The organism is Bacillus chungangensis, assembly GCF_030812995.1.
Lineage (GTDB): Bacteria > Bacillota > Bacilli > Bacillales > Bacillaceae_C > Bacillus_CF > Bacillus_CF chungangensis.
In genome coordinates this window covers 1-18518 of the sequence record NZ_JAUSTT010000029.1, presented here as the reverse complement: position 1 = coordinate 18518, position 18518 = coordinate 1, and the positions used below count along the sequence as shown (strand labels likewise).

Sequence of the window (18518 nt, the reverse complement as noted above, 5' to 3'; positions counted from 1 at the left end):
GGGTTCGAGGATGAGTGTAAAGCCGAAGCGAAATATTACATCTATGCAGAATGAATATATTGACCAAAAAAAACAAAAAGCAAATAAACTAGTGAAAAAGCGTAAGCTGTTGTTTCGACGCTTGACAGTCTTTTTTCTCGTTGCTGCGGCTGTTTCTTATCTTTTCATTTCAACCCTTATCACACAAAATAGACAGTTAGAAAGTAAAAAAGCAGAAAAAGCAAAGCTGGAACAGCAGCTTGCTAAACTGCAATCTAAGCAGACAATGTTAGAAGATGAGATTTTAAAGTTAAACGACGATGAGTATATAGCGAAGCTGGCAAGGAGTGAATATTTTCTTTCAGATGAGGGAGAAATAATTTTCAGTATTCCTGACGAAGAACACGAAGACGAGGAAGAAGAAGTGTCTTATTGACACTCTTTTTTTAGGTTTTATATAATATAAAGTAGCGTTATTTTTCATACTTTTAAGGAGGATAAATTTTTTTATGTCGATTGAAGTAGGCAGCAAGTTACAAGGAAAAGTTACAGGCATCACACATTTCGGAGCGTTTGTTGAATTGGGGGAGGGGACGACAGGACTTGTCCATATTAGTGAGGTCGCTGATAATTATGTAAAAGATATTAATGATCATTTGAAGGTTGGCGACGTAGTAGAAGTAAAAGTGATCAATGTTGAAAAGGATGGCAAAATTGGGCTTTCTATTCGCAAAGCAAAAGAACAGCCTCAACAAACACAGCAGCAACAACGCCCGCCACGCCATAATAAAGCGAATGATTTTCGTGCGAAGGAAAGCTTCGAACAAAAGATGTCTCGTTTTCTAAAAGAAAGTGAAGACCGTTTATCATCTCTAAAACGTCATACAGAATCAAAACGCGGCGGCCGTGGTGCTAGACGTGGATAACTTGCTGTCTTTTCTGAATATAGCAGGTTGAAGATGCTAGAAAGAAAGTACACTGTTAAAACAGAATTTCATATAGCCCTTGAACATAAAAAAACCAAGTATGTCATCTGCATACTTGGTTTTTTTATAGCGGTGGAGGGGATTGAACCCACGACCTCACGGGTATGAACCGTACGCTCTAGCCAGCTGAGCTACACCGCCAGATCAGGAGATTAAGAAAAGCACAAAATCTATCATACCTAGAGTTACAGAGGTTGTCAATACCTTTTAGCTGATTTGCACCACATCATTGTAAAAATGTATAAAATGTAATCACTTTCAAAGCAGTGAACGATAACGGTCTTTTAAACGACAATCCAAAAGGAGAAAGAAGCTCTATTTTACGGTAAATTGTTCCAAAATTTAATTTTTCAAAGAAAGAAGTCGAACGTTTCTTTTTTCTAACTTCAAGCTTTTGACAAACTTTTGAGCTTGTCCCATTTATAATAGTCTGCAACGAAATCTAAACGGGGAGTGTGTAATGGAATGGGAAAAGTGGAACAAAGTTTTGTAGAACCGATGAGGAAGATGGATTTGAATCAAGCAAAAATGAATGTACCAAAAAGGTTCAAACAATTTCAACTAAAAATGGAGCTGCTTTTTTTGCAAAAAGGCCTTGCTCTGTTAATCATCGGCTTTCTTCTTGGAAGAGCCTTTATTTTAACCAATTTAACACCGTTTGCGTTGCCTTTTTTTGCTGCTGTTTACTTAGCTAGGAGAGATAAAACACCGCATGTATTTTTAGGGCTGCTTGCTGGAGCCATGACAATATCTTTAGCAAATGTTATTTATATATTTGCAAGTGGTGTCGTTTTTCTATTTATCTTTCGTACGTTTATTGAAAGGCACAAAAATGAAGTGAAAGTATTGCCATACTATGTTTTATCCATTACGTTTTTAGGGAAATTGACATTTGTCTATTTACAACAAGGAAAAGCACTATCGACTTATCATGTGGCATTGATAGGAATGGAAGCTGGTCTTGCTTGTATCCTTACCTTTATTTTTTTGCAAAGCATTCCATTAATTGCCTTTCATAAAAGGAAGAAAGTGTTAAAAACAGAAGAAGTAATTAGCATTATTATTCTATTAGCATCCGTGATGACAGGTACGATTGGGTGGTCTGTCTATAATCTATCGATTGAACACATTTTATCCAGGTATTTAGTCATTTTATTCGCTTTTGCTGGAGGTGCAGCGGTTGGTTCCACTGTTGGCGTAGTAACAGGAATCATTTTTAGCTTGGCAAATGTCGGCAATCTCTATCAAATAAGTTTGCTTGCATTTTCTGGTTTGCTCGGCGGTTTATTGAAAGAGGGAAAGCGAACAGGTGTCGCTTTCGGTCTATTGCTCGCTACTTTGCTAATCGGGTTGTATGGAGAGGGGAACACCCCGCTTTTACAAACGATGTACGAGTCCGGTTCAGCGATTCTTTTGCTGCTATTAACTCCATTTAGCCTTATTAATAAATTGGCAAAATATATTCCTGGGACTCCTGAATATGCGCAAGATCAGCAGCAATATTTGAAAAAAGTGCGTGATATCACTGTAAATAGAGTCGAACAGTTCTCCTCTGTATTTAAAGCGCTTTCCAACAGCTTTTCACAAACAGAGCAGAAGTTTGTTCCAGAAGAAAATCGTGAATTTGATTACTTTTTAAGTAATGTCACTGAAAAGACATGCCAAACTTGTTTTAAAAAAGAACAATGTTGGGTTAATCAGTTCCATACAACTTATGATTTAATGAAGGAAATTATGCATGATTTAGATGAAAATGATCATGTATTAAGTCAGAAGTATGGAAGAAAGTTAGAACAGCATTGCAATCGAGCCAATAAAGTGAAATTAGCCATGTTGCATGAATTAAGTTTTTTTCAAGCAAATCAGAAGTTAAAGAAACAAGTGAAGGAAAGCAGGAAGCTGGTCGCTGAACAATTGCTTGGTGTATCAGAAGTGATGGGCGATTTCGCAAAAGAAATACAAAGAGAGCGAGAGAATCATCATAAACAAGAAGAAGAGATTTTTGAAATGCTGCAAGATTTTGGAATCGACATTGAACAAGTAGAAATTTTTAGTTTGGAAAAAGGAGGAGTCGATATTGAAATGACGATCCCGTTCTGTGAAGGGCTTGGAGAAAGTGAAAAATTAATCGCACCTTTACTCTCAGATATTTTGGGAGAAACAATTATTGTCCAAAAAGAAGTCTGTGCTGAATATTCAAATGGATACTGCTATGTAACTTTTAGTTCTGCAAAAGCATTCGCTGTCGAAACAGGTGTTGCACACGCTGCTAAAGGGGGCGGCATTATTTCAGGCGATAGCTATGCAACCATTGAACTTGGAGCTGGGAAGTTTGCGATTGCCATTAGCGATGGAATGGGAAATGGTGAAAGAGCCCATCATGAAAGCAATGAAACGCTTTTATTGCTAAAAAAAATTTTAAAGTCTGGAATTGAGGAACAAGTTGCTATTAAATCAGTCAATTCTATTTTGTCTTTAAGAACGACGGACGAAATTTTTTCTACTTTAGATTTGGCTGTTATTGATCTTCAACATGCAAAGATGAAATGTATGAAAATTTGCTCAACACCAAGCTTTATTAAAAGAGGAACTAAAGTAATAAAAGTGGAAGCAGGCAATCTGCCAATGGGCATTCTTCAGGATTTTGATATAGAGGTCGTTTCAAAGCAATTAAAAGCAGGAGATGTACTCATTATGATGAGTGACGGCATCTTTGAAGGCCCCAACCATGTCGAGAATCATGAAATTTGGATGAAACGAAAAATAAGACAAATGGAAACAAATGAACCACAGGAAATTGCTGATTTAATTATGGAAGAAGTAATTCGAGGACGTTCAGGTTATATAGATGATGATATGACAATCATCGTGGCTCGGATTGACCACAATACGCCAAAATGGTCTACGATTCCTATTAGTAAAAGAAAAGCGCTTATTTCCTAGACAATGCATGTTCCTAGAGAGGAAGGAGGTTTCCTATTGTAAATAGTATATCCTCTTCGTTTTTTGTCGAAGCTGTTTAACAGCAAAAAAAATCGGAGGGACATTTATGAAAAAAGGGACATTAAAGCAAATATTGTTAATAACTGATGGTTGCTCTAATCAAGGAGAAGATCCGATTGCAATGGCTGCACTTGCCAAGGAACAAGGTATTACCGTTAATGTCATTGGAGTGATGGAAAATGATGTGATAGAGCCTAAAGGTCTTCAAGAAATTGAAGGTATTGCAATGGCTGGTGGTGGTATTAGCCAAGTAGTTTATACACAAAATTTAGCCCAAACAGTACAAATGGTTACAAGGCAAGCAATGACACAAACACTGCAAGGCGTAGTGAACAACGAATTAAAACAAATCCTTGGAAATCATGCATCAATGGATGAGCTGCCGCCTGATGAAAGAGGAGAAGTAATGGAAGTTGTTGATGAACTTGGGGAGACGGTTAACTTAGATGTATTAATTCTTGTAGATACGAGTGCAAGTATGACACATAAGCTTCCAACTGTAAAAGAAGCATTGCTCGATATGTCCATTAGTTTGAATGCAAGAGTAGGAAATAATCGATTTTCCGTTCTAGTATTTCCCGGGAAAAGAAAAGAGACGGAAAAATTGCTTGAATGGACTCCTAGTATGGATGCATTGACTAGTGTTTTTTCAAAGTTAAAAGCAGGCGGTATTACACCAACAGGGCCAGCAATTCGTGAGGGAATGGCACACTTTAAGAAAAAAAGATCCTTAAGGAAATTACTTTCTCGTGATCATGATGATTCATCCTACCTCGAAGAATCTATTTAATTATCCGCCAGGAACAACGATTATTGGAAAATGGCATAAAAATAGCTATACTATTATAAAAAAACTTGGTACAGGAGCGATCGGCACTGTTTATTTAGTACAGGGCAGAAAAGGCTATTTTGCTTTGAAGATGGGTAAAGATAGTCTTTCCGTTACTTCAGAAGTGAATGTGTTGAAAGCGTTTCAACGTGTTCAAGGCAAAAACCTTTGTCCAGCATTTATTGAAATGGATGATTGGGAAGTAAAAGGCCGGCGCATCTTGTTTTATGTGATGGAATATATTAATGGAAAAGATTTGCTTGCTTTTGTTCAACAGAAGAGGGCTTCTTGGATAGGAGTGCTAATGGTTCAGCTTTTAGACCATTTACACCAGATTCATCGAGCTGGATGGGTATTTGGCGATTTGAAGCCTGAAAATCTTTTAGTTTCAGGCCCAGGTGCTGTTGTCCGTTTTGTTGACGTAGGGGGCACTACCATTCAAGGCCGATCTATTAAAGAATTTACCGAATTTTTTGATCGCGGCTATTGGGGATTGGGAACAAGAAGAGCAGAACCTTCCTATGATTTATTTGCTGTCGCGATGATGATGATCGATATTTGTTACCCACAAAGATTTAGCAAGAATCAAAAGTATGATGGAATGAAGCAGTTAAAACAAGTTATTCATCATAAAAAGCAGCTGCGGCTATATGAACCAGTTTTGTTTTCAGCACTTTCGGGACAATATCATTCAGCGTTGGAGATGAAAAAAGATTTACTAGCTATATTAACGAATGATCGTCGAGGCAGCCAATATAAACGCAATCTGTCAAGCATACAACAAAACAGAGTAAGAAAAAGAAACAGAAAAACCCGATTTATGGAAACATTCTTCATTCTATTGCTCATTACATTATTGTACGCGATCTATATTTTCGGACAGATCGTTTAAAAAAGAGGGCCATTGATGCATTCGCTCTCTTTTTTATTTTTCATTATCAGCAAGCAGTGTAACGAAAAAGAATTATTGGTACAATAAAAAGAAGAGCTTATTAAAGTAATGTTTAAAAAGGGGGACAACCGACAAACTTCGAGACTTGAACAAATGGTTTTTACATGTGAGAACGGTTAAGCAATTTGATATGATGAGCTTTTTAAAGATGGGGTGTGATGAATAGGTCGCTTTGTACGAATAAGTAGATGAGGAAGGTGAAACATGAAGCAAATTGAAAGAAAAATTGCTGCTTTTATTAGAAAGCACGAATTGCTTCAAAAGGGTGATCAGGTGCTTGTTGCTGTTTCAGGTGGACCAGATTCATTAGCGCTGCTTCATTTTTTGCAAAAGAACAAGTTGCTTTATGAAATTGAAGTAGCTGCCATTCACGTCGATCATATGTTAAGAGGAGAAGCTTCTTATCAAGATCTGTTGTTCGTGCAACAATTTTGTCAAAATCATGAAATGGAGTGCCATACAGCGCGTATAAATATAAAAGAGAAAATGATAACTGATCAAAAAGGGATGCAAGAAACAGCTCGCAAATATCGTTATACGTACTTTCAAAAAGTAATGGCAAAACACGCCTACAATAAGCTGGCAATGGGCCATCATGGCGATGATCAAATCGAAACCATTTTAATGGGATTGACAAGGGGTTCAGGAAGTGGCAGAAATGGCATTCCTGTATCTAGAAAATTTTCTCCTGGAAAAATTGTCAGACCTTTCCTTTGTCTAACAAAAAAAGAAATAGAAAACTATTGCAGAAACTATCAACTGCAGCCGCGAAGAGATGCAAGCAATGATACTCAAGACTATACGAGAAATCGCTTTAGGCATCATGTACTGCCTTTTTTAAAAAAGGAAAATGGCCGTGTACATGAACATTTTCAGCGCTTTAGTGAGGAAATGATAGAAGATGAAACATATCTGTACGCACTAGCCGCTAAAAAAATGGAGCAGCTTCATGTAAAAAATAAAGGGGAAATTAGTTTAGATATCACAAAGTTTTTACAGATGCCTTTGTCTTTACAAAGAAGAGGGATTCATCTAATATTAAACTATCTTTATAATGATATTCCAGGTGCTTTGATGAAGAGCCATCTGGATGCAATTCAAGATTTACTGGAAAGCAAACACCCGTCAGGACAACTTGATCTTCCAGCAGGATTAAGAGTACAGCGTTCCTACCAGAGCTGTTTATTTTCATTTAAAGATGTAATAGACAATACCGCTTATTATATAGAAATAAATGAAAATGAACAAATATTCCTTCCAAATGGATATACAATCCGTTTTGAGAAGCAGACAACATCACCTTCACATCCAATTTTACAGTCTCATATGATTCAGCTTTGTCCTGAGGATGTGACTTTGCCTCTTATTGTAAGGACTAGACAGGCTGGTGATCGAATAGCTATTAAAGGGTTAAATGGAACGAAGAAAATCAAGGATATTTTTATTGATGAAAAGATCCCTTTAAGTGAACGAAAAAATTGGCCTGTTGTAACGGATCAGTCTGGGGAAATTATTTGGCTTCCAGGTTTAAAAAAATCAATTTTCGATACATATGGAACACAGCTTCCAGTTTATTATGTTTTACAGTATAGCAAGGATTTCTAGGAGGCCACCAAGCGAATGAAAAATGATATTGAAAGAGTATTAATCACAGAAGAGGAAATCGATGCAAAAATAAAGGAACTGGCTGCACAGCTTACTAAAGAGTATGATGGTCGTTTTCCACTTGCTGTTGGCGTATTAAAAGGAGCACTTCCATTTATGTCTGATTTGCTAAAACGAGTAGACACACATTTAGAAATGGACTTTATGGATGTTTCAAGCTATGGCCAATCAATCTCCTCTTCAGGAGAAGTGAAAATTGTCAAGGATTTAAACACTTCTGTTGAGGGGCGTGATATTCTTATTATTGAGGATATTATCGACAGCGGAAGAACGTTGCACTATCTCGTTGATTTAATGCGTTATCGGAAAGCAAAGTCCATTAAAATTGTAACGCTGCTTGATAAACCGACAGGAAGAAAGGCAGATATAGAAGCTGATTACGTTGGTTTTATCGTTCCTAATGCTTTTGTCGTTGGGTATGGCTTAGATTTTGCAGAGAAATACCGAAATCTACCTTATATCGCAGTTTTAAAACCAGAAGTGTATAACAAATCTGAATAAGTCAAAACTAGAGAAAAACCATGTACAGCAAACAGATGAAAAGAAATGCAAAAAGTTGTAAAAGGATAATTTTCTATGATACTATTGAATATAGTTTTTTTATGGTGGGAGGAGGTAAGGAATGAATCGGATATTTAGAAATACCATATTTTACCTATTAATATTTCTGGTTATTATTGGCATCGTTGGTTATTTTCAAAAAGGCAACGAGCCAACACAGAATATATCATATGATGAATTTATTGCACATTTAGAAAATGGCGAAGTGCAATCCTTTACAATGCAGCCGGAAAGAGCAGTTTATGAAATTAGGGGTCAATTAAAGGGAGATAACAAAGAACCGTCTTTCCGTACATATGTAATGAATAGCCAAGCGTCGCTTGATCGTATTGATGCGGCTGCTGCAAATACAAAAGTAGATATATTAATGGCGAAAGAAACAAGCGGTTGGGTTTCGTTCTTTACTACCATTATCCCGTTCGTGATTATATTCATCCTCTTTTTCTTCTTGCTGAATCAGGCTCAAGGCGGCGGCAGCCGTGTGATGAACTTTGGCAAGAGCAAGGCGAAGCTTTATAATGATGAAAAGAAAAAAGTTCGCTTTAAAGATGTTGCAGGAGCAGATGAGGAAAAACATGAGCTGGTTGAAGTGGTAGAATTTTTAAAGGATCCGCGAAAATTTGCTGATGTTGGCGCTCGTATTCCTAAGGGAGTCCTATTGGTTGGACCTCCAGGAACAGGAAAAACATTGCTGGCACGCGCAGTTGCTGGAGAAGCAGGAGTTCCATTTTTCTCCATTAGTGGATCTGACTTTGTAGAGATGTTCGTCGGAGTCGGTGCGTCCCGTGTTCGAGATTTATTTGAAACAGCGAAAAAGAATGCACCTTGTATTATTTTCATTGATGAAATTGATGCTGTCGGACGGCAGCGTGGCGCTGGTTTAGGCGGTGGACATGATGAGCGTGAGCAAACGTTAAACCAATTGCTCGTTGAAATGGATGGCTTCGGTGCCAATGAAGGGATTATTATTGTTGCAGCGACAAACCGTCCTGACATTCTAGACCCAGCATTATTGCGTCCCGGCCGGTTCGATAGACAAATTACCGTTGATCGTCCCGATATTAATGGCCGTGAAGCAGTGCTCCGTGTGCATTCTCGCAACAAGCCGCTAGACGAATCTGTTGATTTAAAAGCGATTGCGGCAAGAACACCTGGTTTCTCAGGAGCTGATTTGGAAAACTTGATGAACGAAGCGGCGCTAGTCGCTGCTCGTAGAGACAAAAAAGTCATTGATTTGGAAGATGTCGATGAAGCGACAGACCGCGTCATTGCAGGTCCTGCCAAAAAAAGCCGAGTTATTTCCAAAAAAGAACGCAACATTGTTGCTTTTCATGAGAGCGGACATACGATTATTGGCCTAGTATTAGACGAGGCGGATATCGTGCATAAAGTAACAATTGTCCCTCGCGGCCAGGCTGGCGGTTATGCAGTAATGCTCCCGAAAGAAGATCGCTATTTTATGACAAAACCAGAGCTGCTTGATAAGATTACTGGCCTTCTTGGCGGTCGGGTGGCAGAGGAAGTTGTATTTGGCGAAGTGTCAACGGGCGCTCATAATGACTTCCAGCGTGCGACGGGCATTGCTCGGAAGATGGTAACTGAATATGGAATGAGTGATAAACTTGGGCCGCTGCAATTTGGCCAGCCACAAGGTGGGCAAGTATTCCTTGGCCGTGACCTTCACAATGAGCAAAACTACTCTGATTCGATTGCGTATGAAATCGATATGGAAATTACACGCATCATTAAAGAGTGTTATGCACGTGCGAAAGAGATTATCACGAAACACCGCGATAAACTAAATTTAATTGCGGAGACGCTTCTGGAGATTGAAACTTTAGATGCAGAACAAATTAGACATCTTTATGATCATGGAAAATTGCCAGATCGCAAAGTGGTTAATATAACGAATGATTCAGATGAATCAACGACAGAAAATAACCCTAAAATCAAAATTCAACCTAAAAATGAAGAGCCGACAGCAATTGAAGAAAATCATGAAGTACAGGATGGCACTGCTATTCCTGAACAACGTCCTGAAAAATTAGGACCAACGAATCCATCACAAGATCAAGATAAAAAGGAATAGCATATTCAAAGGAGTAAGGCATTTGCAACATTGGCCTTGCTCCTTTCCTTTTATCTCATGCCATCTCTATTTATTTTTATTATTACTAACAAGAAAAAAACAAATTATGTTATGATGTTTGCAGTGTTTATAAAAGAAACTGTTAAAAAGTGGTGAAGATTGTGATTTTCGTTCTAGATGTTGGAAATACAAATATTGTTTTAGGTGTTTATACTCAAGATCAATTAAAGCACCATTGGCGGATCGAAACGAATCGTTATAAATCAGAAGATGAGTACGGAATTTTAGTAAAATCACTTTTTAAACATGAAGGTTTAGCATTTGATGATATTCATGGCATTATCATATCATCCGTTGTACCGCCTTTAATGTTCACTTTAGAAATTATGTGTAAAAAATATTTTGGTATAAAACCATTGATTGTCGGACCCGGGATTAAAACAGGTTTAAATATTAAATATGAAAATCCACGCGAAGTCGGTGCAGATAGAATTGTAAATGCGGTCGCAGCTATACATGAATATGGAAATCCACTTATTATTGTAGATTTTGGAACAGCAACGACTTTTTGCTATATCGATGAACAAAACCAATATATGGGGGGAGCGATTGCGCCGGGAATTGGCATCTCAACCGAGGCGCTTTATTCGAAAGCAGCAAAACTGCCAAGAATTGAAATAACTCATATTGAAAATGTGATTGGAAAAAACACAGTTACTTCCATGCAAGCTGGTATATTGTATGGGTTTGTTGGACAAGTTGAAGGTATTGTTTCACGGATGAAAGCAAAAGCTGAAAAGACACCGACTGTTATTGCAACTGGAGGCCTTGCTAATTTAATTTCAAGCGAATCAAGTATGATAGATATAGTTGATCCTTTTCTAACTTTGAAAGGTCTTTATTTAATTTACAATCGCAATGCAGAAAAAGAAGGAAGAAAGGACTGAATGATACAGAATGAGTGATACTTTGGTGCGTGCACTTGCCTATGATGGAAAGGTTCGCGCATATGCTATTTCAAGTACGGAAACTGTTGCAGAGGCCCAACGCCGCCATCAAACTTGGCCTACTGCTTCAGCCGCTTTAGGTCGTGCAATAACTGCAGGAGCAATGATGGGAGCCATGTTAAAAAACGAAGATAAAATCACCATCAAGGTTGAAGGCGGAGGCCCAATTGGCGTTATTTTAGTAGATAGCAATGCGAAGGGGGATGTCCGTGGTTATGTAACAAATCCACAAACCCATTTTCCTTTGAATAAGCATGGGAAGCTGGACGTTGCTCGTGCCGTTGGGCAAAATGGAATGCTTTCTGTCGTAAAGGACGTTGGTCTGCGGGATCATTTTACAGGCCAAGTGCCGATTGTTTCTGGCGAGCTTGGCGATGACTTCACATATTACTTTGCATCTTCAGAACAAATTCCAACGTCTGTAGGTGTTGGCGTATTAGTGAATCCTGATAACAGTATTCTTGCTGCAGGTGGTTTTATTATCCAATTGCTTCCTGGGACAGAAGATTCCATTATTGATCTAATCGATAAAAGCATTTCTTCGATCCCCCCTATATCAACGTTAATTTCACAGGGGTTGTCGCCTGAATCAATATTGACACGTATATTAGGAGAAGAAAATGTGAAAGTATTAGATGAAATGCCTGTTCAATTTCGCTGCAACTGCTCAAAGGAAAGGTTTGGAAACGCCATTATCAGCCTAGGACCGGATGAGATTCAGTTAATGATAGCAGAGGATGAAAAAGCAGAGGCACAATGCCACTTTTGCAATAACAAATATCAATTTTCAAAAGCAGAGTTAGAAGCACTTTTAAAAGAGGCGGAGTCTCATACAAACCATTAGAAACTGTCTAATTAAATATAACATAAGCAGTTTTTTAACATTTTATCAATCATAAACATGATGCTGCATTTCATTTTGGAGCTTTCCTTATGGTAAAGAAGTCATTGACATAAGCTGTAAAAGTTGCTAAAGTAAAATTAAACCAATAAAATTAGTCGGAATTAGGGGTGTTGTTAAATGGCTATCGTTGCAAATTCCATTGCCGAACTTGTTGGGAAGACACCGGTAGTAAAGTTAAATCGTCTTGTCGAAGAAAATAGCGCAGACGTTTACTTAAAGCTTGAATACATGAACCCTGGCAGCAGTGTGAAAGACCGAATCGCTTTAGCAATGATCGAAGCTGCCGAAAAGAAAGGCGTTATTCAGCCTGGAGATACAATTATTGAACCTACTAGTGGAAATACTGGTATCGGGCTCGCTATGATCGCAGCAGTAAAAGGCTACCATGCCATCTTAGTGATGCCAGAAACAATGAGTTTAGAACGACGCAATCTTTTGCGTGCTTATGGTGCTGAGTTAGTGTTAACTCCAGGACCTGAAGGAATGAACGGAGCAATCCGTAAAGCGGAGGAACTCGCAAAAGAGAAAGGTTATTTTGTTCCTCAGCAATTTAATAATGAGGCTAACCCGGAAATACATCGCTTAACAACTGGCAAAGAAATTATCGAGCAAATGGGAGACCAATTGGATGCATTTATTGCAGGTATTGGAACAGGTGGAACCATTACTGGTGTTGGTTCGCTATTGAAGGAAAAATACCCAAACATTAAAATATATGCAGTGGAGCCAGCTGATTCTCCTGTCTTATCTGGAGGAAAGCCTGGTCCACATAAAATTCAAGGAATTGGCGCTGGTTTCGTTCCTAGCATATTGGATACGAATATATACGATGAAATTATGCAAGTAAGTACAGAAGATTCATTCGAAGCTGCCCGAAGAGCAGCAAAAGAAGAAGGAATTTTAGGTGGAATTTCATCAGGAGCAGCGATTCACACCGCGTTGAAAGTAGCGAAAAAGCTTGGAAAAGGGAAAAAAGTAATGGCTATTATTCCAAGCAATGGAGAGCGCTATTTAAGCACAGCATTGTACCAATTCGAGGAATAAACAATAAGTATTCTATAGCAGGCAGCTTTTTTTCAGAAAATGAAGGAAGAGTGCCTATAGAAAAGTAATAAGTAAGGGTCTGTGCCAAACGTATGTTCATACAATTTGGTTCAGACCTTTTTTATTGGAATTCTTTTTTTAACTCTTACAATAGGTAGAGTGAAAAGAAAAAATACTTTTTTCATGATGAAAGGAGAGAGAAAAGATGGAGCAGGCAGTTCAATGTGGGAAATATTTACTTCCATACAATCAAAAAACGCTCATAATGGGCATCTTAAACGTAACACCGGATTCCTTTTCTGATGGAGGCCGTTATACTTTAGTAGAACAAGCTCTTCAGCATGCAAAAAAAATGGTAGAAGACGGAGCTGATATTATTGATATTGGCGGTGAATCAACAAGGCCTGGCCATGCAGCTGTCTCATTAGACGAAGAATTGTCTCGTGTAGTGCCAATAATAGAAGCTATTTCGAGAGAAGTGGATGTTCCCATTTCGATAGATACATACAAAGCGGAAACAGCTAGACAAGCTATTGAAGCAGGCGCACATATCATTAATGATGTTTGGGGAGCAAAAAAAGAACCAGAAATTGCGAAAGTTGCCGCTGACAAACAGGCGCCGATTATTTTAATGCATAATCGTCAGGATCGGAACTATCAACATTTTATTGAAGATGTTCTTCAAGATTTACAAGATAGTGTGGCAATTGCTAAGCGTGCAAACGTGAAGGATGAGCAAATCATCTTAGATCCCGGTATTGGATTTGCAAAAGATTTAGCAGAAAATATCAACATGATGCAGCACTTGGATCGGCTTGTTGCATTAGGCTACCCTGTGCTTCTTGGCACTTCTAGGAAATCAATGATTGGTCACGTGCTTGGGCTTCCGGCTAATGAGCGAATGGAAGGAACAGGTGCAACTGTTTGCTTCGGCATCCAAAAAGGCTGTCACATCATTCGTGTTCACGATGTACTAGCAATGAGCAGAATGGCTAAAATGATGGACGCTTTACTCGGGAAGGAGAGATCAAATGGATAAAATTTTTCTTAATGAGATGGAATTTTACGGTTATCATGGCGTTTTGACAGGAGAAAAGCAAATAGGACAACGTTTCAGAGCAACAGTTGTAATGAGTGTAGATTTAAAGCAAGCAGGACAGACAGATGACTTACAAGAAACGATTAACTATGCCGAGGTATATCAACTCTGTAAAAAAATCGTTGAAGGGTCAGGATACAATTTGATAGAGGCATTAGCGGAACATATTGCTTCAGAGATTTTGACGCAATATTCGAAGGTTCAGGAAGTGAATGTAACTGTTACAAAGCCTGATCCCCCTATTCCTGGGCATTACCAATCTGTTGCAGTTGAAATAACGAGGTCTCGTACTAATGACTAATATTGCTTACCTTTCAATTGGCACTAATATGGGTGATCGTTTTGCTCATCTTCAAGATGCAATCAAAGCACTACGAGCAAATAAATCCATCCAGATTTTACATATTTCTTCAATTTATGAAACAGAACCAGTTGGCTATGTAGATCAGGCACATTTTTTAAACATAGCGGTTAAGCTGCAAACTACCTTAACACCTAAGGGCTTGCTTCATACTTGCTTAAATATCGAACAAAAACTTGGGAGAATAAGGAAAGTTAGGTGGGGACCAAGAGTGATTGATCTTGACATCTTATTGTATAATAAAGACAATATCCAAACAGATGAGTTAATCATTCCACATCCTAGAATGCATGAACGTGCTTTTGTGTTGATCCCGCTTTTAGAAATTGATGAACACATTCAACTTCCGTCAACAAATACTCCGTTGCTGAAGCTTCTCAAAAAGATACCTGATAGAAAAGAGGTTCGATTATGGAGACAGATAAATGGGGAAGACGCATCCGTGCTTTTCGGAAACTAAAAGGCTATACACAAGAAGGACTAGCTAAAACGATAGGGATTTCAGTATCTGTGTTAGGTGAGATCGAAAGAGGAAGCCGAATTCCCTCTGAGCCTATCCTAAAAAACATCGCAGCATGTTTGCAGATCAAGGTAGAGGAATTGATTCCAATTGACGAATAATAATGTAGAATTTTCTCGGCCAAATATGTTATGATCTGCATCTATGATGAGAAAAATTTATCGTAAAGGGGGGATAATGATGTTTCGCATAGGGGATATTTCTATTAAAAATCGAGTCGTTCTTGCACCGATGGCAGGTATATGTAATTCTGCCTTTCGATTGACAGTAAAAGAGTTTGGTGCTGGCTTAGTATGTGCAGAAATGATAAGTGATAAGGGTATCGTTTTTAAAAATGAAAAAACAATGAATTTACTTTATATAGATGAGCGGGAGAAACCTTTAAGTTTGCAGATTTTTGGCGGTGAAAAGGAAACTTTAGTTGAGGCAGCGAAATTTGTAGACGAACATACGACTGCTGATATTATCGACATTAATATGGGATGTCCTGTCAATAAAATCATTAAATGTGAAGCGGGAGCAAAGTGGCTATTAGACCCAAACAAAATCTATGAAATGGTAGCAGCTGTGGTAGATGCTGTGAAGAAACCAGTAACAGTAAAAATGAGAATTGGCTGGGACGATGATCATTTATTTGCTGTTGAAAATGCACAAGCGGTAGAGCGTGCTGGTGGAGCGGCTGTCTCTATGCATGGGAGAACTAGGGTGCAGATGTATGAAGGATCAGCGAATTGGGATATTTTACGTGAGGTAAAAAAGGCAATTCATATTCCATTAATCGGGAATGGAGATGTAAAAACACCTCAAGATGCTGAGCGTTTATTGCAGCAAACCGGTTGTGATGGTGTCATGATTGGCCGGGCAGCACTTGGCAACCCTTGGATGATTTATCGCACTGTCCGATATTTAGAAACTGGAGAGCTTGTAGAAGAACCGTCAGCACGTGAAAAGATGGAAGTTTGTCTTTTACATTTAGACCGCTTGATTGCGTTGAAAAATGAACATATTGCAATCAGGGAATTCCGCAAACATGCTTCTTGGTATTTAAAAGGCATTCGTGGAAACGCTAAGGTCCGCAATGCGATAAATGCGAGTAATACACGTGATGAACTCGTATCAATTATCTCAAGTTTCGTTAAAGATACGGAAGAAAGAGAAAAAAAAGCAAGTTATTCGAATGTCGGATGAGAATGATTATTGCAAGACTACCAGTAGATACAGATACTGGTGGTTTTTTTGTATCTATTCTGTGCTTGTTATAAAATAAAATGGAAAAAGTTAAGGATGTCGATAACGATAAGATTGTGTACAATAAGAAAGGATCTTATAATCGTTTTAATCAGTTTTGTGAAGAAGAGATAGGAGTGAGGAGAAAATGAGTGAGGAATTAAATGATCAGCTGAAGGTGCGTAGAGATAAGTTGGCTGTTTTAAAAGAAAAAGGCGTTGATCCATTTGGCAAGCGTTTTGAACGAACAAGTAATGCGCAAGAAATTTTGCAAACATATAAAGAAGAAACAAAAGAATCATTAGATGAAAAAGGCATTTCTGTTACAATTGCTGGTCGGATTATGACTAAACGCGGGAAAGGGAAAGCTGGTTTTGCCCATATTCAAGACTTAACTGGCCAAATTCAAATTTATGTTAGAAAAGATGCAGTAGGCGATGAAAAATATGAACTTTTTAACAGTGCAGATTTAGGAGATATTGTCGGAGTTGTCGGCTACGTATTTAAAACGAAGGTCGGAGAACTATCTGTAAAAGCACAAGATTTTATCATGTTAACAAAAGCACTTCGTCCTTTGCCTGAGAAGTTTCATGGATTAAAGGATGTGGAGCAGCGTTATCGCCAGCGTTATTTGGATTTGATTACAAACGAAGAGAGCAAGCAGACATTTATTTTACGGAGCTTAATTATACAATCGATGCGCCGTTACTTAGATGAGCATGGCTATCTTGAAGTGGAAACACCAATGCTGCACGCAATTGCCGGAGGAGCAGCAGCAAGACCCTTCATTACACATCACAATGCTTTAGATATGCCTTTATATATGAGAATAGCGATTGAATTGCATTTAAAGCGGCTCATTGTCGGCGGATTAGAAAAAGTGTATGAAATCGGAAGAGTTTTCCGAAATGAGGGCGTATCAACACGACATAATCCTGAGTTTACAATGATTGAATTGTACGAAGCTTATGCGGATTATCGAGACATTATGCGCTTAACCGAAAACATGGTAGCCTTTATTGCAAGAGATGTGCTAGGCTCAACAACCATTCGCTATGGCGACGAAGAGGTAGACTTAAACCCAGAGTGGAAAAGAATGCATATGGTTGATGCTGTGAAAGAATATACTGGTGTTGATTTTTGGCAACACCTTACTGATGAAGAAGCTCATCAATTGGCAAAAGAGCATCATATTGAAGTCGATAAACATATGACTTTTGGTCATATCTTAAATGAATTTTTTGAGCAGCGAGTAGAGGAAAAACTGATTCAACCAACTTTTATTTATGGACACCCTGTAGAAATTTCACCATTAGCTAAGAAGAATGAAGAAGATCCTCGATTTACAGATCGATTCGAACTATTCATTGTCGGACGGGAGCATGCTAATGCATTTACAGAATTAAATGACCCAATTGACCAACGAGAACGATTTGAAGCGCAATTAAAAGAAAGAGAACAAGGAAACGATGAAGCACATATGATGGATGAAGATTTCATTGAAGCGCTTGAGTACGGCATGCCGCCAACAGGAGGGCTGGGAATTGGCATCGATCGACTTGTCATGCTGTTGACAAATTCCCCTTCTATTAGAGATGTATTGTTATTCCCTCAAATGAGACATCGTGATTAACAATTTGTTCTAGCCCTTATCTCAGAAATGGGATGAGGGTTTTTTTATTATATAGAAGAATCATTAACATACACTTTTGCATATGGAGTTTAGACATTGATATAGGTAAGTTGCTATTTTTAATTAAATATAATATTGATGACTAGTGAAGATTATGTTGTGATAAACAATATTATTAAAAATAAAATGAAAAAACTATTGCAAGTCTGGTCTAAAGGTGCTATATTATTATTCGTTGCCGTTAAATGTTGCGGCACTTGAAAAATAAAAAACAAAAAAACAGTTGACAATTACTTTAAAAACATGTAATATGTAAAAGTCGCTGTTAGACAACTTGAACCTTGAAAACTGAACAAAACAAAACGTCAATGTAATTCTAAAATTATTAAACATGAGCTATTCAAAGCTTCTAAAATTAGTTTTGACTTTCGGTGAAGATTTCTTCGTTAGAACGTAAAAAGTTCAAGTAACGAGGAGGTCAAGGAAGCGAAGAGGAGGAACACCGGAACGTACTAAAGTACGTGAGGATGTGACGACTCGAGCTGACGCAGGGATCCGAAGTTAATTGAACTTTTTTGGAGAGTTTGATCCTGGCTCAGGACGAACGCTGGCGGCGTGCCTAATACATGCAAGTCGAGCGAACCGAAGAGAGCTTGCTC

Annotated in this window: 17 protein-coding genes, 1 tRNA gene and 1 rRNA gene; 18 read left to right on the top strand and 1 reads right to left on the bottom strand. The window is 38.3% G+C overall.

What is annotated here, in order from left to right; translation table 11 throughout:
* Window positions 1-10 precede the first annotated feature (10 nt).
* Both J2S08_RS18745 and J2S08_RS18740 read left to right on the top strand, forming a co-directional pair.
* The gene (locus J2S08_RS18745) at window positions 11-415 is read left to right on the top strand and encodes an FtsB family cell division protein (protein ID WP_307232270.1); all 405 of its coding nucleotides are present in this window, start codon (window positions 11-13) and stop codon (window positions 413-415) included.
* 73 nt (window positions 416-488) lie between these two features.
* Window positions 489-905, top strand: coding sequence for a S1 domain-containing RNA-binding protein (locus J2S08_RS18740; RefSeq protein ID WP_307232268.1), 417 nt, complete (start codon window positions 489-491; stop codon window positions 903-905).
* A 127-nt stretch (window positions 906-1032) separates the two neighbouring features.
* Here J2S08_RS18740 and J2S08_RS18735 read toward each other — a convergent pair.
* A tRNA-Met gene (locus J2S08_RS18735) sits at window positions 1033-1106 on the bottom strand.
* Window positions 1107-1430: 324 nt separating this feature from the next.
* Between J2S08_RS18735 and spoIIE the strand changes: the two genes are divergently transcribed.
* From spoIIE to J2S08_RS18655, 16 genes are all read left to right on the top strand, one after another.
* Complete coding sequence (spoIIE, locus tag J2S08_RS18730; RefSeq protein ID WP_307232267.1) at window positions 1431-3908, top strand: stage II sporulation protein E; 2478 nt, start codon at window positions 1431-1433, stop codon at window positions 3906-3908.
* 106 nt (window positions 3909-4014) lie between these two features.
* A complete protein-coding gene (locus tag J2S08_RS18725; protein ID WP_307232265.1) occupies window positions 4015-4758 on the top strand; it encodes a VWA domain-containing protein in 744 nt (247 codons plus the stop codon).
* Window positions 4724-5689 (top strand): protein kinase domain-containing protein, encoded by a 966-nt coding sequence (locus J2S08_RS18720; protein WP_307232336.1) that lies wholly within the window; start codon window positions 4724-4726, stop codon window positions 5687-5689. The genes J2S08_RS18725 and J2S08_RS18720 overlap by 35 nt, the downstream gene beginning before the upstream one ends.
* Window positions 5690-5953: 264 nt before the next feature.
* On the top strand, window positions 5954-7354 hold the full coding sequence (gene tilS, locus J2S08_RS18715; RefSeq protein ID WP_307232263.1) for a tRNA lysidine(34) synthetase TilS: 1401 nt from the start codon (window positions 5954-5956) through the stop codon (window positions 7352-7354).
* Window positions 7355-7369: 15 nt separating this feature from the next.
* The gene (gene hpt, locus J2S08_RS18710) at window positions 7370-7915 is read left to right on the top strand and encodes a hypoxanthine phosphoribosyltransferase (RefSeq protein ID WP_307232261.1); all 546 of its coding nucleotides are present in this window, start codon (window positions 7370-7372) and stop codon (window positions 7913-7915) included.
* 121 nt (window positions 7916-8036) lie between these two features.
* Window positions 8037-10064 (top strand): ATP-dependent zinc metalloprotease FtsH, encoded by a 2028-nt coding sequence (gene ftsH, locus J2S08_RS18705; protein ID WP_307232259.1) that lies wholly within the window; start codon window positions 8037-8039, stop codon window positions 10062-10064.
* Between the two features lie 161 nt (window positions 10065-10225).
* Window positions 10226-11011: a type III pantothenate kinase gene (locus tag J2S08_RS18700; RefSeq protein ID WP_307232257.1), complete on the top strand. Its 786-nt coding sequence runs from the start codon at window positions 10226-10228 to the stop codon at window positions 11009-11011.
* 10 nt (window positions 11012-11021) lie between these two features.
* Window positions 11022-11915 (top strand): Hsp33 family molecular chaperone HslO, encoded by an 894-nt coding sequence (gene hslO, locus J2S08_RS18695; protein ID WP_307232255.1) that lies wholly within the window; start codon window positions 11022-11024, stop codon window positions 11913-11915.
* A gap of 177 nt (window positions 11916-12092) precedes the next feature.
* Entirely contained in the window at window positions 12093-13019 is a 927-nt protein-coding gene (gene cysK, locus J2S08_RS18690; RefSeq protein ID WP_307232253.1) for a cysteine synthase A, read from the top strand.
* A gap of 205 nt (window positions 13020-13224) precedes the next feature.
* Entirely contained in the window at window positions 13225-14058 is an 834-nt protein-coding gene (gene folP / locus J2S08_RS18685) for a dihydropteroate synthase (protein ID WP_307232251.1), read from the top strand.
* A complete protein-coding gene (gene folB / locus J2S08_RS18680; RefSeq protein WP_307232250.1) occupies window positions 14051-14419 on the top strand; it encodes a dihydroneopterin aldolase in 369 nt (122 codons plus the stop codon). Before folP ends, folB begins: the two co-directional genes overlap by 8 nt.
* Window positions 14412-14939, top strand: a complete 528-nt coding sequence (gene folK / locus J2S08_RS18675; RefSeq protein ID WP_307232248.1) for a 2-amino-4-hydroxy-6-hydroxymethyldihydropteridine diphosphokinase — start codon at window positions 14412-14414, stop codon at window positions 14937-14939. Before folB ends, folK begins: the two co-directional genes overlap by 8 nt.
* Complete coding sequence (locus J2S08_RS18670) at window positions 14891-15100, top strand: helix-turn-helix domain-containing protein (RefSeq protein ID WP_307232246.1); 210 nt, start codon at window positions 14891-14893, stop codon at window positions 15098-15100. Before folK ends, J2S08_RS18670 begins: the two co-directional genes overlap by 49 nt.
* 79 nt (window positions 15101-15179) lie before the next feature.
* A complete protein-coding gene (gene dusB, locus J2S08_RS18665) occupies window positions 15180-16187 on the top strand; it encodes a tRNA dihydrouridine synthase DusB (protein ID WP_307232245.1) in 1008 nt (335 codons plus the stop codon).
* A 187-nt stretch (window positions 16188-16374) separates the two neighbouring features.
* Window positions 16375-17859, top strand: a complete 1485-nt coding sequence (lysS, locus tag J2S08_RS18660) for a lysine--tRNA ligase (RefSeq protein ID WP_307232243.1) — start codon at window positions 16375-16377, stop codon at window positions 17857-17859.
* 572 nt (window positions 17860-18431) lie between these two features.
* Window positions 18432-18518, top strand: a 16S ribosomal RNA gene (locus tag J2S08_RS18655); the annotation flags it as partial.